Source organism: Marinobacter daepoensis DSM 16072 (assembly GCF_000421165.1).
In the GTDB taxonomy this organism is placed as follows: Bacteria; Pseudomonadota; Gammaproteobacteria; order Pseudomonadales; family Oleiphilaceae; genus Marinobacter; species Marinobacter daepoensis.
Genome location: NZ_ATWI01000010.1, coordinates 67,218 through 87,724, shown reverse-complemented (window position 1 = coordinate 87,724; position 20,507 = coordinate 67,218). Strand labels below are relative to the sequence as shown.

21 protein-coding genes are annotated in these 20,507 nt (G+C 58.6%); 14 read left to right on the top strand and 7 right to left on the bottom strand.

The genetic code is table 11. From position 1 onward, the window contains the following. The first annotated feature begins 68 nt into the window (after window positions 1-68). The 9 genes from K325_RS0110255 (at window position 69) to K325_RS0110215 (ending at window position 8,499) form a co-directional block, all read left to right on the top strand. On the top strand, window positions 69-830 hold the full coding sequence (locus tag K325_RS0110255) for a sulfite exporter TauE/SafE family protein (protein ID WP_029654174.1): 762 nt from the start codon (window positions 69-71) through the stop codon (window positions 828-830). A gap of 69 nt (window positions 831-899) precedes the next feature. Continuing rightward, window positions 900-1,685, top strand: a complete 786-nt coding sequence (locus K325_RS0110250; protein ID WP_029654173.1) for a MotA/TolQ/ExbB proton channel family protein — start codon at window positions 900-902, stop codon at window positions 1,683-1,685. Continuing rightward, window positions 1,672-2,067, top strand: coding sequence for an ExbD/TolR family protein (locus tag K325_RS0110245; RefSeq protein ID WP_029654172.1), 396 nt, complete (start codon window positions 1,672-1,674; stop codon window positions 2,065-2,067). The genes K325_RS0110250 and K325_RS0110245 overlap by 14 nt, the downstream gene beginning before the upstream one ends. Next, window positions 2,064-2,474: an ExbD/TolR family protein gene (locus tag K325_RS0110240; RefSeq protein ID WP_029654171.1), complete on the top strand. Its 411-nt coding sequence runs from the start codon at window positions 2,064-2,066 to the stop codon at window positions 2,472-2,474. Before K325_RS0110245 ends, K325_RS0110240 begins: the two co-directional genes overlap by 4 nt. Beyond that, window positions 2,471-3,238: an energy transducer TonB gene (locus K325_RS0110235; protein WP_029654170.1), complete on the top strand. Its 768-nt coding sequence runs from the start codon at window positions 2,471-2,473 to the stop codon at window positions 3,236-3,238. The genes K325_RS0110240 and K325_RS0110235 overlap by 4 nt, the downstream gene beginning before the upstream one ends. 218 nt (window positions 3,239-3,456) lie before the next feature. Then, complete coding sequence (locus K325_RS0110230; RefSeq protein WP_011783759.1) at window positions 3,457-3,975, top strand: Hcp family type VI secretion system effector; 519 nt, start codon at window positions 3,457-3,459, stop codon at window positions 3,973-3,975. A gap of 119 nt (window positions 3,976-4,094) precedes the next feature. Continuing rightward, window positions 4,095-4,802 carry a hypothetical protein gene (locus K325_RS0110225; RefSeq protein ID WP_029654168.1) on the top strand — a complete coding sequence of 236 codons (708 nt, stop codon included), beginning with the start codon at window positions 4,095-4,097 and terminating at the stop codon, window positions 4,800-4,802. A gap of 350 nt (window positions 4,803-5,152) precedes the next feature. Then, entirely contained in the window at window positions 5,153-7,030 is a 1,878-nt protein-coding gene (locus tag K325_RS0110220) for an MFS transporter (protein ID WP_029654167.1), read from the top strand. A 101-nt stretch (window positions 7,031-7,131) separates the two neighbouring features. Next, window positions 7,132-8,499: a WS/DGAT/MGAT family O-acyltransferase gene (locus K325_RS0110215; RefSeq protein ID WP_029654166.1), complete on the top strand. Its 1,368-nt coding sequence runs from the start codon at window positions 7,132-7,134 to the stop codon at window positions 8,497-8,499. Here the strand turns inward: K325_RS0110215 and K325_RS0110210 are convergent, their stop codons facing one another. Both K325_RS0110210 and K325_RS0110205 read right to left on the bottom strand, forming a co-directional pair. Further along, a complete protein-coding gene (locus K325_RS0110210; protein ID WP_029654165.1) occupies window positions 8,500-8,907 on the bottom strand; it encodes an NINE protein in 408 nt (135 codons plus the stop codon). It lies immediately after the preceding gene. 109 nt (window positions 8,908-9,016) lie between these two features. Then, the gene (locus K325_RS0110205) at window positions 9,017-10,126 is read right to left on the bottom strand and encodes a helix-turn-helix transcriptional regulator (protein WP_029654164.1); all 1,110 of its coding nucleotides are present in this window, start codon (window positions 10,124-10,126) and stop codon (window positions 9,017-9,019) included. 219 nt (window positions 10,127-10,345) lie between these two features. Here K325_RS0110205 and K325_RS0110200 point away from each other — a divergent pair, with 219 nt between their 5' ends. Together K325_RS0110200 and K325_RS0110195 are read left to right on the top strand one after the other, a co-directional pair. Then, a complete protein-coding gene (locus tag K325_RS0110200; RefSeq protein WP_029654163.1) occupies window positions 10,346-11,239 on the top strand; it encodes a metal-dependent hydrolase in 894 nt (297 codons plus the stop codon). Window positions 11,240-11,455: 216 nt separating this feature from the next. Next, window positions 11,456-11,926, top strand: a complete 471-nt coding sequence (locus K325_RS0110195) for a CZB domain-containing protein (protein WP_051146619.1) — start codon at window positions 11,456-11,458, stop codon at window positions 11,924-11,926. A gap of 19 nt (window positions 11,927-11,945) precedes the next feature. On the opposite strand, the gene K325_RS0110190 is transcribed toward K325_RS0110195, so the two are convergent. The 5 genes from K325_RS0110190 to K325_RS0110170 all read right to left on the bottom strand — a co-directional run bounded on the left by K325_RS0110190 (window position 11,946) and on the right by K325_RS0110170 (window position 18,351). Next, window positions 11,946-12,719: a class II glutamine amidotransferase gene (locus K325_RS0110190; protein ID WP_029654161.1), complete on the bottom strand. Its 774-nt coding sequence runs from the start codon at window positions 12,717-12,719 to the stop codon at window positions 11,946-11,948. A 53-nt stretch (window positions 12,720-12,772) separates the two neighbouring features. After that, window positions 12,773-13,879, bottom strand: coding sequence for a GGDEF domain-containing protein (locus tag K325_RS0110185; RefSeq protein ID WP_029654160.1), 1,107 nt, complete (start codon window positions 13,877-13,879; stop codon window positions 12,773-12,775). 91 nt (window positions 13,880-13,970) lie between these two features. Beyond that, window positions 13,971-14,786 (bottom strand): SDR family NAD(P)-dependent oxidoreductase, encoded by an 816-nt coding sequence (locus K325_RS0110180; RefSeq protein ID WP_029654159.1) that lies wholly within the window; start codon window positions 14,784-14,786, stop codon window positions 13,971-13,973. A gap of 128 nt (window positions 14,787-14,914) precedes the next feature. After that, on the bottom strand, window positions 14,915-15,520 hold the full coding sequence (yfbR, locus tag K325_RS0110175) for a 5'-deoxynucleotidase (protein ID WP_029654158.1): 606 nt from the start codon (window positions 15,518-15,520) through the stop codon (window positions 14,915-14,917). A gap of 26 nt (window positions 15,521-15,546) precedes the next feature. Next, window positions 15,547-18,351 carry a DUF748 domain-containing protein gene (locus tag K325_RS0110170; protein WP_029654157.1) on the bottom strand — a complete coding sequence of 935 codons (2,805 nt, stop codon included), beginning with the start codon at window positions 18,349-18,351 and terminating at the stop codon, window positions 15,547-15,549. Between the two features lie 158 nt (window positions 18,352-18,509). Between K325_RS0110170 and pdxH the strand changes: the two genes are divergently transcribed. Genes pdxH through K325_RS0110155 form a run of 3 tightly spaced genes read left to right on the top strand, consistent with a single transcriptional unit; the run spans window position 18,510 to window position 20,473 of the window. Next, window positions 18,510-19,145, top strand: coding sequence for a pyridoxamine 5'-phosphate oxidase (pdxH, locus tag K325_RS0110165; protein ID WP_029654156.1), 636 nt, complete (start codon window positions 18,510-18,512; stop codon window positions 19,143-19,145). Then, a complete protein-coding gene (locus tag K325_RS18035; protein WP_036193388.1) occupies window positions 19,123-19,875 on the top strand; it encodes a 4'-phosphopantetheinyl transferase family protein in 753 nt (250 codons plus the stop codon). The genes pdxH and K325_RS18035 overlap by 23 nt, the downstream gene beginning before the upstream one ends. Before the next feature lie 13 nt (window positions 19,876-19,888). Next, on the top strand, window positions 19,889-20,473 hold the full coding sequence (locus K325_RS0110155) for a DNA-3-methyladenine glycosylase I (RefSeq protein ID WP_029654154.1): 585 nt from the start codon (window positions 19,889-19,891) through the stop codon (window positions 20,471-20,473). Window positions 20,474-20,507 lie beyond the last annotated feature (34 nt).

Here is a 20,507-nt window from a genome sequence, read left to right as displayed (position 1 = left end):
ACGTCCTCTGGACATTCCCGCTATAAACCGGAAACTCAGGAGCTTACGCCAATACCCGAGTGAGTTCCATGAGCCTGTTTCCGGATGTCCTGAGCACCAGCGTCATTGCCTTTTTGCTAATGGCCTCCATGGTGACATCAATGATTACCGCGACCCTGGGAGCAGGGGGTGGCGTGCTGCTCCTGGTACTGATGGCTTCCTGGCTGCCCCCGGCCGCCATTATTCCTGTTCATGGCATGATCCAGCTGGGTTCCAACAGCGGCCGGGCCGTGCTGACCCGACATCATATAGACTGGAAGGTGATTGCAGCCTTTGCACCGGGGGTGCTGGCAGGGGCCGGTCTGGGCGCCTGGTTGCTGGTGGACCTCCCAGCCCACTTGTGGCAGCTGAGCATCGCCTTGTTTGTCCTGTACCTGTGTTGGGGCCCCGGGCTCCCGAAAGCCTCTTTCGGCCCGACGGGCATCTTTTTCGCATCCGCCACAACCAGCTTCATCAGCCTGTTTGTCGGCGCGACAGGCCCCCTTGTCGCCGCCTTTATCAAACAGATCCACACCGACCGCTTTCGCACTGTTGCTACCTTTGGCACCGCAATGACCTTGCAGCACGCCCCCAAGGCTCTGGTGTTCGGGGTTGCGGGCTTTGTGTTCTCCGACTGGCTGGCGTTCATCCTGGCCATGATTGCCTGCGGGTTTGCCGGCACCTGGCTGGGGCTGCATCTGCTCAGATCCATCAACAACCAATGGTTCCATCGGGCATTCAACCTGGTCCTGACCTTGCTGGCCATTCGTCTGCTCTGGCAAGCCGCCGGCTCCGCAGGCTGGCTGGGCTGAGACACCCCTTGTAAATCTACTGATAATCGTTATTATTTAGTTCTGTTTTCGTTTATCGGGAGTATCTGCATGGATACCATCACCGCCGCCACGCCTTTTGTGGATAACGGCCCACTTGCCCAACTCGTCGACATGGGCGGCCCCGTGATGATCGTTCTGATCGCCATTGCAGCCATTGGCGTGATCACGTTCTTTTACCTGATGCTGTTTGGCGCCTTTTACGCCCCCCGACTCACCCGGAAACTCAAAGATCTGGTGCATCAGTGGCAGGCCTCTCCGGCAAAAGCATCACCGGAGAAGGTTCGGTCTGAAGCCAGCTTTTTCGGGCGCAACAATCCCCTGATGCACCTGCTGGTCAACAGCATGTCGGCCAGCCAGACCAACCCCAACATCAGCGCCATTCGGGAAACCGCGGTTCGAGATGCTCAGGCTGCACTGGAACCGTTTGAAGCTCCCCTGAAAATCATCGAGGTTATTGCGGCCCTGGCCCCCCTGCTTGGACTACTGGGGACAGTGATGGGGATGATGGAAGCCTTCAGTGCCATGGCTGCCACCGAAGGCCGCGCCAATGCCAGCCAGCTTTCCGGCGGCATTTATGAAGCCCTGACCACCACAGCCGCCGGTCTGGTGGTCGCCATTCCGTTCGCCGCTCTTGCGGCCTGGATTGAGTTCCGACTGCGTCGCATCCACAAGACCATCAACAGCACTCTGGTCAGCGTTTTTAACGTACTGCCCGCCACCGAGCAGGCCGATCCGGTCACAGCGCCCTCGGAACCCAGCCGCGAAAATCAGAACGAACCTGAACCGGCCTACTCTGTTGGCGGTAACCCACGGTTGGCCCATGCAACTGGTTGACCCCCGGCCAAGCCGTCCAATCCCCATCCGGATAACACCACTGATCGACGTGGTGTTCATTCTGCTGGTGTTTTTCATGCTGACCACCCGGCTGTTGCCTCTCGACTACCTGGAGCTGGCAAACGAAACCAGCCAACGGAGCAGCACCGAGGGCGACCCTCTTCCGGAGCTCCGGGTAGCTGCGAACGGCACCATTCGCTGGCAAGACAATGACTACGGGTTATCAGAACTCCTGCCAACCCTGAAGGCCCAGGGCCTGACCAAAGTGAACCTGGCGACCACTCCCGAAACCAGCCTGGCTCATTTCACACGGACACTCAGCGCGCTGGATAATGCCGGCATTGAACCGCACTGGAAGCGAACAGACGCCCCCGACTCATGACAGACCTGGTTCCCCCCCCATCAACTTCTGGCAAGGGCCTGCTGGAACGCGTCGAAGACGCTCTGCTGCCCCTGATCAACCTGGTGTTTCTGTTGCTGATGTTCTTTATTGTGGCAGGACAGCTCACCAATGAACCCTTGCCAGAGCTGCCGGGGACAGAAACAACCCGGGAACAGCAATCACCGGAAGCAGACCTGATGGTCCGTGCAGACGGTCAGTGGCTGGTAGAGGGCAGCCCTCAGAACCGGGATCGCCTGCTCTCCGTCTTGCCAGCACCGGACGCCACCCAACCTCTGAAAATCGCAGCAGACCAAAGCCTGACCATGGCAGACCTCGAAGAACTGCTTCGAGTCCTTGAACGCGGCGGGTACTCCGACGTTCTGCTTTTAACGGAGCCACAGGCATGACACCGGCAGGACGCTTCCCTAAAACACTGTTTCTGGCCATCGCGATTGTGGCCACGGCCGCCGCAGCCGTTCTGGCAACACCAGACAAACCATTGGAAATGCCTGTTCTGGGCGACAGCGCGGTGAACACAGCTCCGGCCATCCGAATCAGCCTGGCCGGCGAAAAGGCTGCGGAACCAAAGCCGCAAGCCCAGTCCACACCTCAACCAGAGCCTGAGGCAAAGCCAGAACCAACCCCGGAACCCGAACCCGAACCCGAACCCGAACCCGAACCCGAACCTGAACCCGAACCTGAACCCGAACCTGAACCTGAGCCTGAGCCTGAGCCCAAACCCGAACCCGAACCTGAGCCTGCGTCCAACTCAGAGACCGATACTCAACAGGCTCCGGCGGCGGCAGAACAGGCCTTGGGAGAGGAAGCTGACAGCGACGCCAGCCAGAATGCCGTGCCACTACAGAACGCCGGGCAATCGGCTGAAGTCGACAGCTACCTGAGCCAACTCAGCCGTCATCTTGCCCGCTACTACGAGTATCCTCGCCGGGCACGTCGTCTGGGACAGGAAGGCACTCCGGTGATCGTCTTTGAGTTCCGGCGCGACGGCACCCTGATCAGCCATTCCTTGAGGGATTCCTCAGGACACACCCTGCTGGACAACGCAGCGCAGGAGATGCTTGAACAGGCCGCACCGCTACCAGCGGTGCCCGACGCCATGCACGGGGCCTCCTTTACATACGCACTGCCTGTCAGGTTTAACCTGCGTTGATGATCAGAATACGCCCGAGCAATTTTTTGCCCGGCAAGCAGAACCTCGCCTACCAACCAAGCAAAGCCTTGCCTGAACACAACCTGCCCAGCCTCAAAAAAACACTAACCAGTTGATTTTATTTGTTTTTTTAATTCTGGCGCGGCACTTGTATATGTGTAGCCCGTCCAGGGAACATCCTTGGGACACTCATTCACAACATTGTCATGGAGCAGACTATGCCAACTCCTTGTTATATCAGCATCGAAGGCCAAACCCAGGGTAACATCACCGCTGGCGCGTTCACTTCCGATTCCGTAGGCAACATCTACGTTGAAGGTCACGAAGACGAAGTGCTGGTTCAGGAATTCAGCCACGTTGTTACCGTTCCGACCGATCCCCAGTCCGGTCAGCCTTCCGGTCAGCGCGTTCACAAGCCGTTCAAGTTCACGGCAGCCCTGAACAAAGCCACCCCGCTGATGTACAATGCCCTGGCTTCCGGCGAAATGCTGCCGAAGGTAGAGCTGAAGTGGTACCGCACTTCCGTAGAAGGCAAGCAGGAGCACTTCTTCTCCACCATCCTGGAAGACGCCACCATCATCAACATCGATTGCAACATGCCCCACTGCCAGGACCCGGCCAAGGCCGAGTTCACCCAACTGGTAGAAGTATCCCTGGCCTACCGCAAGGTCACCTGGGAGCACGCGGTTGCCGGTACCTCTGGTGCTGACGACTGGCGTTCCCCGGTCGAAGCCTGATCCCTCAGGTTCGATCCTAAAAAAACGGCTGACCTTCGGGTCGGCCGTTTTTGTTTTCCCCTTCTTTTTACCGGACAATACAGCGAACCCACGCCCGCTCATCTGCACCGGTAAACGCTGTGACATCACCGCAACCAGACGCCATCAAACAACTCGGTGCGCTCATGTGTGAAGCCACCCGTGAAATTCTCTGGGCATCCGCCAGGGGCGCCGTGCTCAAACAGAATCCCGGTGTCGCACTGGCCTTACGAACAGGTGCCGGACAGGCCACCTACCACCGCTTTGATCCACACCGGAAACACCACCTGATTACCTATGGCGCGAAGATGATTGCGGCCAAACATCAGCCAGAAACGGCCCAGGGGTGGCTGTCCACCCGGGAAATCCAGAGGCGGGACTATTTCGGGGGCGAGGTGAGCGTGGTGAATCTGCTCGCTCATACCTGCTGCCATGAGTTTGCCCACCTGCTGCAGCACAGCGCAGGCCAACGGCGCTACGGTTCTGTCCACAACCAGCATTTCTACGTGTGCCTGGACAAACTGCACAGAACAGGGGCCGCAGACGCCACCCGAACCTTTCTGAAAGACGGTGCCCTCGCGCTTGGCCTTCTTCTTCCGTCCGCGCCCTTCAGATTCCCTCATCCGGGCGAGGAGTGCAGCCCCTGGCAGGCCGGCGACCTGGTTCTTTTCGGCGAGAGCAAGCACGAAAAGCGTGGACAGATCATCCGAGTGAACCGGAAAACCTGCACGGTTGCCGTTCATAGCCACGGCCAGATTCTGCGCTACCGGGTGCCATTGCACCTTCTTCGGTGCGCCAATACAGCCTGAACCATTTTTGTGCGCCTCGCACCACCGAGGCGCAATAATCACACCAGCCCGGCGCCATGCCAGAACGTTTTCCCTCAACTCATTGTTTTAAACGCATGATCAGGCTGGCACAGAACTCGCTTATGGAACCTTAGGGACGACGCTACCGGCCAGGGAATCAGGCCGGACCATCAGATCATTGTTGTTGGCATTAATGCCGGGGCACCGACGCTCTGAAGAGAGCATGTTGCCCCGGCTTTTTTGTTGGAGAAAGAAGGCATTGGCACGTGCTCTGAACGCAAGTGCCAGGCTTGACCATCTCCCGGGCGCCGGTTAGTCTGCGGCCAACCCCAAAGGGAGAACCTCAGGTTATGGACGATCACAGTCAGTTTCGTCTGCTGTCGCAGCGACGGTTTCTGCCATTCTTTGTTACCCAGTTTGCCGGCGCGTTTAACGACAACCTGTTCAAGAATGCCTTGCTGTTGCTGGTCACCTACAGCGCCGGCAGTTTGTTCGGCCTGTCAGCAGATGTGGTGGTCAACCTGGCGGCCATGCTCTTCATCCTGCCATTTTTTCTGTTTTCCGCCATCGCCGGGCAGGTTGCAGACCGGTATGAGAAATCGGCCGTTATCCGCTGGATCAAGTTTGCGGAGGTGGTCATCATGGGCATCGCTGCCGTTGGCCTCTGGTTCGGCTGGTACGAGGTCCTGTTCCTGCTGCTGTTCCTGACCGGGGTTCAATCCGCATTCTTCGGCCCGGTGAAGTACGCCATTCTGCCGCAAGCCCTGAAAGAGTCAGAACTGGTGGGTGGCAACGCCTTGGTAGAGATGGGCACCTTTGTCGCCATTCTGGTGGGAACACTCATGGCAGGCGTGATGATGAAAACACCCGTTCCCGGCCCGGTCATTGCTGTGGCGGTCGCCATACTGGCAGGCCTTGGGCTGGTGGCTGCGTTCCGGATTCCGAAGGCGGAAGCCGCCGCACCAGACCTCCGTATCCGGTTCCGGCCATTGCAGGAAACCTGGAAGCTGATGGCCATTGCCCGGGACAATCACAACGTGTTCCTCAGCATCATGGCCATTTCCTGGTTCTGGTTCCTGGGGGCCGCCTACCTGACCCAGTTCCCCAACTTTGCCAAGACCAACCTGATGGGCGACGAAACCGTGGTCACCATCCTGCTGGCCATTTTCACCATTGGTATCGCGGCGGGTTCCATTGCCTGTGAACGCCTGTCAGGGCATAAGATTGAACTGGGCATCGTCCCTATTGGCTCCATCGGCCTGAGCTTTTTTGGCATTGATCTGTTCTTCAACATGCCCGAGCAACCGATTCCGTCAGATTGGTGGATGATTCTCACCGATGCCCATTACCGTCAGGTCGCCATCGACCTTCTGGCCATCGGTATCTTTGGCGGGCTATTCATCGTTCCCCTGTATGCTTATGTCCAGAGGGAAACCCCGCCCGAGACCCGAGCCCGTGTCATCGCCGCACTGAATGTCTTCAACGCCCTGTTTATGGTCGTCAGCGCTCTGCTGGGCATGCTCATGCTGGGACTGTTCGGGCTCTCAATTCCCGAATTCTTTCTGGTACTGTCGATCATGAACCTGATCGTGGCTGCTTATGTGTACCAGCAAGTGCCGGACTTTGCCCTGCGTTTCGTGATCTGGGTACTCTCCCACACCATCTACCGGGTTACCCACCACAATCTGGACAGAATCCCCGAGGAAGGCCCGGTGCTGCTGGTGTGTAACCACGTTTCCTACATGGACGCTCTGGTGATCGCCGGTGCGGTGCGCCGCCCCGTGAGGTTTGTGATGGATCACAACATCTTCGCCACGCCCGTGATGGGAAGCTTCTTCCGCCTTGCCAAAGCCATTCCCATCGGCCCGAAATCAAAAGTACCGGAGATCTATGAATCCGCCTTCAATCGCATCGACGAGGAACTGGCGGCGGGCCACGTGGTGTGTATTTTTCCGGAAGGCAAACTCACCAAAGACGGCGAGGTGGATACCTTTAAACCCGGTGTCGACATGATCCTGGCCCGGCGCCCGGTACCGGTTGTGCCCATGGCGCTTCAGGGGCTTTGGGGCAGCTTCTTCAGCCATTGTGGCGGGCCAGCACTCAGCCATTGGCCCCGGCGTTTCTGGTCGCGGATTCACCTTCTGGCCGGGCTCCCGGTGGACCCTCAGGAAGCCAAGGCTGAGCGTCTGGAACAGAAGGTCAAGGCTCTGCGCGGCGAACACCAGTAAACCGTTCACCAAGCTGATCGCCTCGGGTGTTGCCAAAGCCAATTTACCCTTCGGCAGAGTGGGGTAGTATCGGGGTATAAACCAAGAACAAGGATCGCCCCGTGACGCCCCTGACTCCCACCGATCAGCTGTTCCTGTGGCTGGAAAAGCGCCAGCAGCCCATGCATGTTGGCGGCCTTCAGCTCTTTTCATTTCCGGACGGTGCACCAGACAACTACGTGTCACAACTGGCCGAACAACTCCGCCGGCAATGTGAGGTAACCCACCCATTCAACCAGCGCCTGAGCCACCGACTGGGGCAGCCAGTCTGGGTAGACGACGGGCACCTGGACCTGGAACATCACTTCCGTTTCGAGGCACTGCCCACCCCCGGGCGTATTCGTGAACTCTTGTCGTTCGTGTCTGCCGAGCATTCACACCCGATGGATCGAGAACGCCCCATGTGGGAGGTGCATCTGATTGAAGGGCTGGAAGACCGCCAGTTTGCGCTCTACACCAAGATCCATCATTCGCTGGTAGACGGAGTCTCTGCCATGCGCATGGCCACCCGCATGCTGAGCGATAACCCGAACGAGCAGGGTATGCCGCCAATCTGGGATCTGCCGTGTCGCCCCAGGGACGACCGAGAGCCCGGCGGGCTTTCACTCTGGCGCAGTGTCGCCCATGTGCTGGACCTGTCTGGCCGCCAGCTCGGCACCATTCCAAGTGTGGCAAAGGAACTGCTGAAAACCATCCATCAGGCCAGGAGGGACCCAACCTACGACTCCATCTTCCATGCCCCACGCTGCGTTCTGAACCAGAAAATCACCGGTTCTCGTCGCTTCGCCGCCCAGTCCTGGTGCCTGAAACGGATCCGGGCCGTGTGTGAGGCCTATGGGACTACGGTCAACGATGTGGTGACCGCCATGTGCGCGGCCGCTCTGCGCACCTACCTTATGAACCAGGATGCCTTGCCAGATAAGCCTCTCGTAGCTTTTGTACCGGTTTCGTTACGCCAGGACGAAAGCTCAGGAGGCAACCAGGTTGGCGTCATCCTGGCCAACCTTCACACCGATGTACATCAGGGCGGAGAACGACTGTTAAACATTCACCACAGCATGGAAGCAGCCAAGGCGCGTTACCGTCATATGAGCCCGGAAGAAATCGTTAACTACACTGCCCTGACCCTCGCGCCGGCAGCCTTCCACCTGTTGACCGGGCTGGCACCGAAATGGCAGACCTTCAATGTAGTGATTTCCAATGTTCCCGGGCCATCAAAACCTCTGTACTGGAATGGGGCCCGGTTGGAAGGCATGTATCCGGCCTCCATCGCCATGGACCGGCTGGCCCTGAATGTGACCCTGACCAGCTACAACGATCAGGTGGAATTCGGGCTGATCGGCTGCCGCCGGACCCTGCCCAGTCTTCAGCGGATGCTGGATTATCTGGAGCAGGGGCTGGAAGACCTGGAGAGCGACGCGGGCCTTTGATCAGCCCAGTTGGCTGGCATGGTTTCGCTCCGAGATCTGGCTGTTCAGTGTCCAGAAATCGTACAGCAACCCAATCAGAAACAAACCGCCGGTAAACAGATACAAAATACCCGTTATCCACTTGCCCATATACATCCGGTGGACCCCAAAAACACCAAGGAACGTCAGCAGGATCCAGCTTACGTTATAGCTGACAACGCCATCCTGAAACCGGTAGTCGGCTTCCCTGTCCATGGCCGGAATCAGGAACAGATCAATAATCCAGCCCACGAACAACAGACCCAGCGTGAAAAACCAGAGGGTGCCGGTGACGGGTTTGCCGTAATAAAAACGATGGGAGCCAAGAAACCCGAAGATCCAGAGCAGATAACCAAGCAGTTTACTGTGGGTGTCAGGTCTTTGCGTCATAGCGATTCCCGTCAGGTTAGACAATGGAGATGTTCCGGGCAGCCCACTCCGGGACGCGCCTTTGATAGGGACACTATGGGGGCGCTGCTGAAAATCACAATCCGGGCAGTCAGGGCCCCACCTCAGGTGCCGGATCTGGGCCACCCTCACGAAACTCACTGGCTGACTTTCCTGTCCACTTGCGGAACGCCCGGCTGAAATTGGACAGGTCTGCGTAACCCAGTTCATAGGCAATCTCGCTGACCGACTGATTGGTATAGCGCAGCAACTGAATTGCACGGTCCTTCAGGACCGCCTCAACGATCTCACGATAACTGGTGCCCCGGTCTGCCAGCCGACGTTTGAGTGTCCGGGAGGAAACACAGAAGCGCTCGGCCATCACTTCCAGAGAGGGTAGAGGACCCGGCATCATCCTCAGCATGTTACGAATCGCCAGCGCAATATCACCCTGCTCCCTGAGCGCTTTCTGCAACTCAAACTCACACTGATCCCGGGCCATCCGGGAGGCCTCGGCATCCGCCAGACGCATGCGGACATCCAGCAGCTTGCGGGGAAAGATCAGCATCTCCTCCGCCTGGCCGTACTCAAAGCGCACCGGCAACTGGGCCGCGAATCGGCGATAGTATGAAGGTTCAGGGCCTCGAAGACACACCGACACTCCGGGGAGCTTACCGCCCTCAAGCGCAAAGCCGTTTTGCTCCGCATCAGCCCGGTCCAGCAACTGCTCGGTCAGTAAAATCAACGTGGCACTCACCGTCTCTGCAAGAAACTCGTATAGCCGGGGCACATCGAATTCGGTACACAGCTGGACCAGAACCCGGTCTCCCGCGAGGGACTGCTTCATACTCAGGAACGGTGCCCGAAGCTGCATGTACCGACGGACAGAATCCAGTGCGCCTTCAAATGTAGGACTGGTGAGCGCGGCAAACCCCAGCGTGCCATGGATGGTAAGCCTTAGCTCCCGGGCCAGCAGAAAGCTAAGGCCGTCTTTGCCTGCCAACTCCAGAGCCCGCTGAGCCATGACAATGGCATCGGTCACGAAAATCCGGCTGTCATTGGCCTTGAGGTCGTCCGGTGAGAAGTCCAGCCCCTGATAAAGCAGCCGGTCGTTGTGCCCCAGCTGCCGCACGGTTTCAGCCAGCACCCGCATGTACACACCGGGTACAAGAAACAGGCCCAGCATCTGCCGCTCATTGCCTGTGCCGCCGGTTGCAACCATAGAGTGTCCCTGTTTGAGATTTATCGACTCTCTGACTCTATCAGAAGCCAGCCCCAGCAACAGTGGGACTGCTCACCCTGGCCCGACTGTCGCCCCGGCCAATCCTCTGGCCCATTGTGGACGATGGCCGTCCCGTTCGCGCCTTCCGGGTTCGGTTTGACTTCCTCACACTAGCTCCATGACATCAGCCAAAGCGTTCCATCGCAGAGGAGTATTAGCATGCTGACGAACACACAACCCAACAAATCGTCCAAGGCCTCCCACACCCCGGACAATGTCTCCATCAAGCCACAGCGTATGGGCTTCGAGTTTGGAGAACAGGTCCCCAGATACTGGCTCAATAACAACTACCTGGTCAGCCATACCATGAACGCTCTGTCGGTACTGTTCCCGGAGGGCGAACAGTTTTTCGTGGACTCGGTCCGGGCCTTCCGCGACCAGATTCAGGACAAGAAGCTGAAAGACGAAGTCCGTGGTTTCATCGGTCAGGAAGCCATGCACTCGCTGGAACACATTGCCATGAACCAGCACGTGCGGGATCAGGGTATGCCGGTCGAGGAAATGGAGCGGGACCTGAAAGTCCTTCTGGATGTCGCCCGCAAACTGCCCAAGCGCCACCAACTGGCCATCACCTGCGCTCTGGAACACATCACCGCGATGATGGCTGACATGTTGTTGGAGCGGGACGACGTCCGGGATGACATGCATGAAAGCATGCGTCCACTCTGGGTCTGGCACGCCATTGAGGAAACGGAACACAAAGCCGTTGCCTACGACGTCTTCCTTCAGGCCGGCGGCACCTACACAGAACGCGCCGTTTATCAGGTCTTGAGCACTGCGGTACTGGGTATTGTCAGCACCTGGTACACCGGCCGCATGGCGCTGAAAGACCGCCGCCATTTCTCCCTCAGGGAAAGCGCCAGGGGGCTTTGGTATTTCTGGGGGAAGAACGGTGCCTTTTCCAGCCTGATTCCAACCTGGTTCGAGTATTTCAAACCGGGCTTCCATCCCTGGGATAAAGACAACAGCGAACTGATCGGCCGCTTCAAGGAACAGATCCAGGATTACATCGCGCCCCAATATAAGAACGGAAATCGCCGCACCCTGCAGTAAGGTTTCCGGGCCCGGGCACCAACCGACCTGTTTTCTGGTTCAGGACGCGTTGTGCCCGGAACGATGTCATTCCATCCGGTCAATTCGTAAGCAAACGTAACGTCCTCTTGAGCCTCGCTCTTTCTCTGGCTATCGTCCTGATGCTGAGAGCTTTAAGGACCAGCGTCTGCTTATGTGCCTCACGGGGCTTCAAAGGAAATGATCCGGAATAACAAGATGACTCAAAAAGCGGTAATCGTTCAGGAGCTACGCTCCGCCAAACAGGGCCACGTTCGTTGGGTGCGGTACGCCAGCGCCCTGATCGAAGGCATGGACATGCTCAAGGAGCATGTCCCGGTACTGGGTACCGACTGTAAATTCGGGAAATGGTACTACGGCCCGGGACAAGGGCTGAAATCACTGCCGTCCTATCAGAAGATCGAACAACCTCACCTGGATTTACACGACACCTACATGCAGATCTTCAAACTGCTGTTCAAGAATGAGGATGATGCGAAGGCCGGTTTTTTCGCCAAGCTACTGGGGCGAAAGAAAAACCAGGAAGCCGATCTGAACACGGCACGAAGCCTGTTCAAGGAGCTGGAGCACACCTCAACGATCATCCTGGCTCACCTTGAGAGGCTGGAAACCGAGGTGCTGGCGCTCGAAGAGGAAGACGTGACCAGGCTCTACTACGTCTCTGCCTGATCCCCGCCGGGGCTGCGCGTCAGCGGCAGCCCCTCATGACTACTTCCCCTTTGCGCCAGAGGCGCCACTCACCAGGCTGGTAGATATCCCAGGTTTCGTCACTGGTCAGTGGTTCAGTCACAATGACACTGACAATATCGTTTGGCGTGGTTTCCGGTTCGAAGTCGATCGTCACATCCGCGTCTCTCAGACGGGCAGGGCCAAACGGGGCCCGACGGGTGATGCAGGCCATCTTGGTCGTGCAGTAGGTGAACAGCCAGTCGCCATTGCTGAGCAACAGATTGAACACCCCCTGACCGGCATAGGCGTTGGCCAGAGCAACCAGCCGTTTAATCACCTCTTCTTCGGGCGTGTCCCGGTCGCAATGGCAGCGCAAGTGATTAAGGATGTCACAGAACAGCGCTTCGCTGTCGGTACTGCCTACCGCCTCGTAGAACCCCGGAGGAGCCTCAAAGTCTGAGAGCTGGCCGTTGTGAGCAAACACCCAGTAGCGCCCCCAGAGTTCTCTAATGAAAGGATGGGTATTCGCGAGGCAGATGTCACCGACGTTGGCCTGCCGGATATGGCAGAGGGCCACTTCACTCTTGATGGGGTGGGTCTGCACCACTTCAGCAATGCGGGATGAGGCGCTGGCATCGGCGTCGTGAAAACAGCGCACCCCTTTACCTTCATAAAAGGCGACCCCCCAGCCATCTTTGTGCGGCCCGGTGTCCCCGCCTCGTCGCGTGAGGCCGGTAAAACTGAAGCACAGGTCGGTCGGGGTGTTGGCACTCATGGCCAGCAATTCACACATGGTTGGCAGGATCCTCAGCCAGGGTTCCGGTGTCTTCCGTCAGGATACCGCAATCACCCGAGACTGCCAGCAACAGATCCGGCGCTTTCCCCGCCATTCACCATGGCGGCAGGAGCAACCCGGTTCCGGCCCGCGCGTTTGCCACTGTACAGACAGCGATCCGCTACACGATACAGGATTTCTGCCTCACGCCCATGCTCGGGCCAGTGGGCAATACCAAATGATGCTGTCACGCGGATCCCGGCTTCACCGTACTGCAGTTCCCGGCGGGCAATCCGTTCCCGCAGTTCCTCCATCAGCTCGAAGGCATCCGCTGGTTTGACATCACGCAGTATGAGCCCGAATTCCTCCCCGCCGAGGCGCCCGACGAAATCCGTGGTACGCAGACGCTCGGTCAGGCAGAGCCCGATGTTCCTCAGCACATGGTCACCGGCATCGTGCCCCAGGGTATCGTTCACCAGTTTGAAATGGTCAATGTCCATCAGCACCAGGGCAAACCCCGCACCGCTGCGCTCACACTCAGCGATGGTCCTTGCCATGGTGGCCTGAAAACTGGCGCGATTGGCCAGCCCGGTCAGGGCATCGGTCTGGGCCACGTCCACCAGCCGCTGTTCGGCTTCCTCCCGGCGCATTTCGTACATGTGCATGAAAACCTGCATTAACGCCCCACACAGCGTCATATTCAGCAGATCAATCATGACGTGCGCAGAGCCAACGTGGCCAAGAAAGACATAGTAAACCGCCCCACCCACCAGCATGAAAGGCACGCTGAGGATCATCCCTTCACGTTTTCCCAGAAGCAGGTAGGCCAGCACAGGCATCATCAGCACCCAGACAAAGGCGGAAATGGAAGCCTCAGGCAACAGCATGATGACGATAAAAAACGAAAACATGGCCACCAGATAGGTGTAAATCCACTGCTGAAGATGCCGGGTGGTTTTCAGTGTGACCACACCGTAGAACAGCAGGGCACTGGCGCACAATTCCAGCAACGCGAGCCAGGGGTAGCCGTTAAAGACCTGAAGAAGGGCAAAGACTGCCAGTGAGCAGCCAGACACGAGAAACATCAGTCTGGTCAGTGAACGGCGGTGATTGTCCCGGAGACCTGAGCGACTCTGCTCCAGCGTCGCGCCCAGATCCGGGTGTTTGGACGTATTCATGCGGACTCTTCCCTGGATCGGCCGCAGAGTATAGTCGGTCTTCGCTGGCGATAAAATAACCAGCCAGCGAAACCTCACACGGGCAGAGTCCTCAGACGTAGAGGTTCTTCCGGGAAAAACGTTCAACCAGCGGCTGATAGGCAGACCCCAGCAGCCGGTTGATGGCGTCGATGCCCCAGGCGTCCGGGCCCACGAGAATCCGGGATTCGTTTTTTAAAATGCCCTTCACAATAATGTCCGCCGCTTTGTCTGGCGTGGTCATAGCCAGCTTGTCAAAGCCCTTACGCTGGGCCTCGCCATTCTCTGACTTGCCCATCCGGGCCGCGTTGGCGATGTTGGTACGAATCCCCCCCGGGTGCACACAACTCACCTGAACAGGCAGGTTTTCCAGTTTCATTTCCTGGCGCAGGGATTCGGTAAACCCTCTGACCGCAAACTTTGCGGCGTTGTAGGCACTTTGCTTCGGCACACCGATCAGGCCAAAAACGCTCGAGACATTCACAACATGACCGTCTCCGGATTCAATCAGGTGTGGCAAAAAGGCTCTAGTTCCATGGGCAACGCCCCAGAAGTCAATATCCATCACCCACTGAAAGTCCTCGTCGGTCATCTCTCGAACCGAGGCCGACAGGGCCACACCGGCATTGTTGATAACCAGATTCACCTGGCCGAAATCCTTGCGAACCTGCGCCGCATGGGCGTAGATCGCCTCGCGATCCGAAACATCCAGGCTATAGGTTCTGACATCCACCTCAGGCAGGCCCGCAGCGGTTTCTGCAAGGGCGGTGTCATTCACATCAGACAGGGCCAGTCGACACCCCCGGGCCGCCAGGGAGTTGGCCAGGGCCCGACCGATGCCAGAGCCAGCACCCGTGACCACAGCCACCTTGTTCTTGAGATCTTTCATGGCGAGAACCTCTTGTTGTGGTTTTCCGTTAAGCAGCACGTTTGATCACCGCTACTTTAGAATCCCACCCAAGGCAAACCTATGGCACTGGACCCCTGGGCCGCCCGGCACCAGAGCCAGTTCGGTCCTCAGCCCAGCAGGTTGTCCAGAGGCTGATCGTACCCTGGGGCAAAAACCTCCAGAAAATAACGGACTTCAGGCAAAGCCCCGGCCTCCAGCTGTTCACGAATCTGCTGCTCCGCCGGGCCAAACTCCGGGTTACCCGCACGCAGCTCCGCCCGACACTTGAACCAGGCGGACAATCGGTCGGCGGCCTTGATCAGCGCCTTTTCTTCCGGGGCCAGACGGGATGCCTGCACATACCCCGAAAAGTCATCCCTCAGATCCTCCGGAAGCAGCGCGAGAAGTTCGGCTTCCGCCTTATGCTCGATATCACCGAAGGCTTCACGCATCACCTGAGAGTGGTATTTTACCGGGGTGGGCATATCCCCGGTGATCACCTCCGTGGCATCGTGGTACAGGGCCGCTGCCGCAATCCGGTCGGCGTTGACCTGCCCGGAAAAGTGCCGGTTACGGATCAAAGCCAGGGCATGAGCCACGGTGGCCACTTCCCACGAGTGGGTCGCCACATTCTCTTCAATTGCATTGCGCATCAGTCCCCAGCGCTTGATCCAGCGAAGCCGGGACACATAGGCAAAAAAATGGCTCGCTTTTCGGCGTGGCGTCTCAGTCATTCAGGCAAGGCCTCTTTTTACACGGTTCAGCGAACATCCAGCGTGAACTGAACCGTCACGTTCCCCTGGTCATCCACCGGCGCATCGCGGGCAGGGTCCAGCAGAAAGAGCTGTTTGTCAGATACATCATGGGTTTCTTCCAGCAGCCGGCGGATCGCGACACCACGATCCGAGGCCAATCGGCCAAGGGCTTCAGGGGGCAGACTCCGCTCGCCGTCGCGCCAGGCCTGCTGCGCCTGCGCCCAGGCGTCTCCTGTCACGTCCTCGCCTCGCGCTTCCATCTGCTTTTTCAGTAAAGCCAGGGCGTCCGCCTCAGAAGCAACACCACCGCGAATGTTCAGCAACAGTTCCGGCCGGTCCCGGAGCGCTGCTGCCAGTGCCGACAGTTTTTCAACTTCGTCCTGCCCCAGCTGCACCGTACCTGGCACAAAGCTGACATACCCCAGCTCTTCACTGCTAAAGCCGGCAAATTCCGCCAGCGACCCCAGCATGCTGAACGGGGACGCTGCGGCCTTCATCAGCAGGTTTACAAACGCCCGCATGACAATCTGGCCGACACTGAACTGGGGATCAGACAGGTCGCCCTGAATCGGCAAATTCACATCGATGACACCATTGCGGTCCGTCAGCAGAGCCAGGCCCAGTTTGACAGGCGCGTTGATGGCCTGATCACTGGCGACGGCTGCCCCCAGTTCCATGCGGTCCAGAATCACTTCATTGGACGCTTTGAGTCGGGTGCCGGTTATCTCATACTCAAGGGCCAGCCCCAGCTTCCCGCTATCGACCGAATACCCCAGGTAGCGACCAAAGTAAGGCGACAATACGGGCAACGCCAGATCCTCCATTGTCAGGTGAAGGTTGCTGGGTTCCTCAGTGCCAAGAGCCCCGAGGGTGCCGTCAAAGCGCACCGGAGCCACGCCCGCAAGCTGGCCGGCAATGGCCACCTGCCCCTGCTGCGGCGGGACATTACTGATGCCGGTCACCGTCCCGGCCAGATTATTGAACGCCGTGCTGAACGGCGGTTCCAGTGTCCGGTCAGCATAGGCCATGGACCCCTTCTCCAGTACCAGCTCACCAATCCGGAAGATAAAGCCAGGGTCTGCCCCCTCAGGCGGTTCAGCGTTTTGCTCCGATTCCACCGATGAGCCACTGGCGTTGACGATCTGTTGCAGGTTGTGAAGGCCATCAGCCGCGCGGATGACGTTCACCACCGGGCTGTTCAGGGTGACCGTGCCGATTTCCAGCCTGGCGGGGTTCAGATTGAACTCTACAGGGGCCAGTCTCAGCAGTTCCCAGGACACCAGCTCTCCGCCACCACCAGACAGCCGGGTATCCAGACCAGTAATCTCAGCACTGCCACTGAATGTCCCGGTCAGTGGATCGTCCTGGCCGTCCAGGTCCAGATTCCCATCCAGTGCCAACCGACCGCTCACCAGTTCCAGATTGGCCTGCTCACGAACATAAGGTTGCACCAGAGACAACGGGATATCGCTGCCCGACAACCCACCCTCGAAGGTGAACGGCGTCGGGGTCAGCTGGCCGGCCATGGAGAATCGGCCGCCCGCCGCCAACCCGGAAGACACCCGGTAGGAAATGGGTTCCTCCAGATGGTGTGACAGGCCACCCAGCGTCACCGTGAGATTATTGAGGGCTATGTCAGCCTCGGTATCTGGCACCTGGTCGCGCCAGCGAACCTGGCCACCCGTCAGCTCAACGCCTTGAACAGACCAACGGAACGGGGCCGAGGCTTGTGGTTCAGGCGCCGACTCATCACTGACAGCATCGCGATTGCCCAGGGAGGCTTGCCAGTCAATCTCACCGTTGGCCTTGCGGACTGCCGTCACCGAGGGTTGCTCAATCGCAACCATACCAATGGAAGCTTCACGACCTGTCAGATCAAACCCAATCCCTTCAACCGAAACCGAATCAATGCTCAATGCCGGTTCCTGATCCTGTGCCGACAACGCCAGGGCCAGTTGCTGAACGGTGAGCTGACCCTCAGAGGTAATCAGCTCGAACGAGTCGCCCCCGGCCAGTTCGTAACGCGATTCAAGAGTGACGGTGCCCTCTCGCAGCTGCCAGGGCAGGTAGGGCCCAAGAAAATGGGCGGCCGTGTCATAGCGGAGCCCGGACAGCTTCAGCCGGCCAGCAGAGTACAGAGGCGTGATGCTTAAATCCCCCTCCCATTCAATGACCTGGTCTCCCAATGCCGCCATGACGGAGTACTGGCTATCGCTGCCTTCCCGTGGCCAGGTGGCCAGATCATTGAGAGTCAGATCCAGTGGGGCAACCCGGAACTCGGCGGCCTGCTCCTGAGAGAAATCCCGGAACAACAGCTCGCCCCCCTCAAGGCTTACCTGCTGAAAATACAGTTTGAGCGGATCCCCCGGCTCACTGGCATCCTCCGCCGCCGCATCTTCGCTCTCAGGGTTGGCAGCACGCCAGTCCCGCACATAGTTAATCCCGCCGTCGTTCAGTAGGTCCACACGCACATCTGGCTCCACCAGACGGATTTCCTCAAACCCGATAATGCCGCGAAACAGATGCAGAAAACTGAGATTCACCCGCAAATGATCAAACGACGTCACCGGCTCGCCGTCGGCATCCCGGGCGGCGAAGGTATCGGCTTCCAGGCTGAAGGCGAAAGGGTTGAAGCGAATGCTCTCAACCTCCGCGTGCCAGCCCATCCGCTGCTCCAGCTGATCGGGCAGTGTGCGTGCCAGCCACCAGGGCAGCACAAGGAACCCGGCGAGCGTATAAAGCCCGAGTAGCCCCCCTAACCCGATGAGCAGGTTCCTCATCCGGTGACTCACTGCCTTTTTCTTCGCCACAAATCATTCCCCTTATGACCACTGGGCTGTACCCGACTCTATAGCGCAAGCATACCGCCCACGCGCCGTGTTTGTCAGCCAGACCTGACAGCGGCCATCGAACCCGATATGCTCGGCTGACGTATGACTCCCTGTAGCAATCAACGGAGACAAGCACCATGGATATCGGCGATATGCGTCGGGATTTCGAAAGCGAAGGGCTGGACCGGGAACATCTGAGCGACAACCCGGTGACACAGTTCCAGACCTGGTTTGAGGATGCCCGAACGGCCGGCATTCTGGAGCCCAATGCCATGTCGCTGGCGACCACCGGCGCCGATGGCATGCCAGACCTCAGGACCGTGCTCCTGAAATACTTCGATCATCAGGGGTTTGTCTTCTACACCAACTATGGCAGCCGTAAGGCTCAGGAGCTTGAGGAAAACCCCAGGGCAGCCCTGCTGTTTCCCTGGATTGGTCTGAATCGGCAGGTGCGGATTCAGGGTCCGGTAGAGAAGGTCAGCAAGGCCGAATCCCTAAGGTATTTTTCGTCCCGGCCACGGGGCAGCCAGATTGGCGCCTGGGTGTCGGAACAGAGCAAAGTGATTACCTCCCGCGGGCTACTGGAACAGAAAGTCGCCGAGATGAAACGCAAGTTCAGTTCCGGTGAGATCCCCCTGCCTGGTTTCTGGGGGGGATATCGCGTGGTTCCGGAACGGATTGAATTCTGGCAGGGCCGGCCCAGCCGGCTTCACGATCGATTCGAGTACGTGCGCGAAGGCGAAGCCTGGAATGTCCAGCGACTCCAACCCTGAATCACCCGCGATCTGGCTCTGCCACCAGATCAGCCGGACCCCGCCGGAGGCCCCCGACTGGATGACGGAGGACGAAAGCCGCACGTTCGACCGCCTGGAAGGAACCCGACGTCAGGAATACGTAACCAGTCGCTGGCTCATTCGTCAGGCGTTGGCCAGAGTCAGCGGGGAAGCCCCCAACGCCTGCCGGCCGATACCCGGCCGACCGACCGCCTCGGCCAATCCCTCGGGCTGGGCCCTGTCGCTAAGTCACAGCCAGGGGCTGGCAGCCTGCGCGACCGGGAACAGTGCCCTGGGGATAGACCTGGAACCCAGTCAGCGCACCCCGGACTGGGTCCGGGTAACGAAACGCTGGTTCACACCGGTCGAGCAAGCATGGTTGCTGCCGGCAGATGATCCCTTCAGTTTTCTGAAAACCTGGACGCTCAAAGAGGCCTGGCTAAAAGCCACCGGAAGAGGCATTGCCGGAAACCTGCAAACTCTGGAAGTGCGCAAGGGCTTCGAACTGTACGGAGACCAGCCCGACCGGCACTGGCAAGCAACCTGCCTGTACGCAGAGGGGTTTATCGTCACGCTGGTTTATCCGCAGTCCTCCGAGTCAGAAACCGGCACCCCGCTGCCGAAAATCACCTTGCTCGAACCACCGCCGGATGACTACACTCTGAGACCAGCTCCAAGTCTGAACGCCCACTGGGAGCCCCTGTTTCATCGGCTGATCCGAGCCAGGTAACCACGAGGCCCGCATGACAAAAAACACCGGTCGCTGCCCCTGGTGTGGTACCGATCCACTCTACGTGCACTATCACGATACCGTCTGGGGGCGCCCTGAGTACGACGACCAGGCCCTGTTTGAAAAATTATGCCTGGATGGCCAGCAGGCCGGTTTAAGCTGGATTACCATTCTTCGTAAACAGGAAAGCTACCGCCAGGCCTACGCCGGATTCGACCCGGAGCGTATTGCCCGCTTCACCGATCAGGACATCGAACGGCTGCTGCAAGACCCGGGCATTATCCGGAACCGCCTCAAAGTGCACTCCATGATTCGCAATGCCCGAAGTTACCTGGCGCTGCGGGAGGCCGGGCAGTCGTTTTCGGGCTTTCTGTGGCAATTCGTGGATGGCCAACCCATTCAGAACCATTGGCAAACGCTATCCCAAGTGCCCGTCACCACACCAGAGTCCGATGCTATGTCCCGGGCGCTGAAAAAAGCCGGGTTCAATTTTGTCGGCCCAACCATCGTCTACGCCTTCATGCAGGCAACCGGCATGGTCAACGACCACCTGGTGTCCTGCCAGGCCCACGCAGAGTGCCGGCACCTGGCCAACTGATCCTACCGGTCCAGTCTCGCGTAAAACTCCCAGA

Bases quoted from the DNA above. Each gene is read 5' to 3' on its own strand.
- K325_RS0110255 (WP_029654174.1), top strand. From the start codon at position 69: ATGAGCCTGTTTCCGGATGTCCTGAGCACCAGCGTCATTGCCTTTTTG.
- K325_RS0110250 (WP_029654173.1), top strand. From the start codon at position 900: ATGGATACCATCACCGCCGCCACGCCTTTTGTGGATAACGGCCCACTT.
- K325_RS0110245 (WP_029654172.1), top strand. From the start codon at position 1,672: ATGCAACTGGTTGACCCCCGGCCAAGCCGTCCAATCCCCATCCGGATA.
- K325_RS0110240 (WP_029654171.1), top strand. From the start codon at position 2,064: ATGACAGACCTGGTTCCCCCCCCATCAACTTCTGGCAAGGGCCTGCTG.
- K325_RS0110235 (WP_029654170.1), top strand. From the start codon at position 2,471: ATGACACCGGCAGGACGCTTCCCTAAAACACTGTTTCTGGCCATCGCG.
- K325_RS0110230 (WP_011783759.1), top strand. From the start codon at position 3,457: ATGCCAACTCCTTGTTATATCAGCATCGAAGGCCAAACCCAGGGTAAC.
- K325_RS0110220 (WP_029654167.1), top strand. From the start codon at position 5,153: ATGGACGATCACAGTCAGTTTCGTCTGCTGTCGCAGCGACGGTTTCTG.
- K325_RS0110210 (WP_029654165.1), bottom strand. From the start codon at position 8,907: ATGACGCAAAGACCTGACACCCACAGTAAACTGCTTGGTTATCTGCTC.
- K325_RS0110205 (WP_029654164.1), bottom strand. From the start codon at position 10,126: ATGGTTGCAACCGGCGGCACAGGCAATGAGCGGCAGATGCTGGGCCTG.
- K325_RS0110200 (WP_029654163.1), top strand. From the start codon at position 10,346: ATGCTGACGAACACACAACCCAACAAATCGTCCAAGGCCTCCCACACC.
- K325_RS0110195 (WP_051146619.1), top strand. From the start codon at position 11,456: ATGACTCAAAAAGCGGTAATCGTTCAGGAGCTACGCTCCGCCAAACAG.
- K325_RS0110190 (WP_029654161.1), bottom strand. From the start codon at position 12,719: ATGTGTGAATTGCTGGCCATGAGTGCCAACACCCCGACCGACCTGTGC.
- K325_RS0110185 (WP_029654160.1), bottom strand. From the start codon at position 13,879: ATGAATACGTCCAAACACCCGGATCTGGGCGCGACGCTGGAGCAGAGT.
- K325_RS0110180 (WP_029654159.1), bottom strand. From the start codon at position 14,786: ATGAAAGATCTCAAGAACAAGGTGGCTGTGGTCACGGGTGCTGGCTCT.
- yfbR (WP_029654158.1), bottom strand. From the start codon at position 15,520: ATGACTGAGACGCCACGCCGAAAAGCGAGCCATTTTTTTGCCTATGTG.
- pdxH (WP_029654156.1), top strand. From the start codon at position 18,510: ATGGATATCGGCGATATGCGTCGGGATTTCGAAAGCGAAGGGCTGGAC.
- K325_RS18035 (WP_036193388.1), top strand. From the start codon at position 19,123: ATGTCCAGCGACTCCAACCCTGAATCACCCGCGATCTGGCTCTGCCAC.
- K325_RS0110155 (WP_029654154.1), top strand. From the start codon at position 19,889: ATGACAAAAAACACCGGTCGCTGCCCCTGGTGTGGTACCGATCCACTC.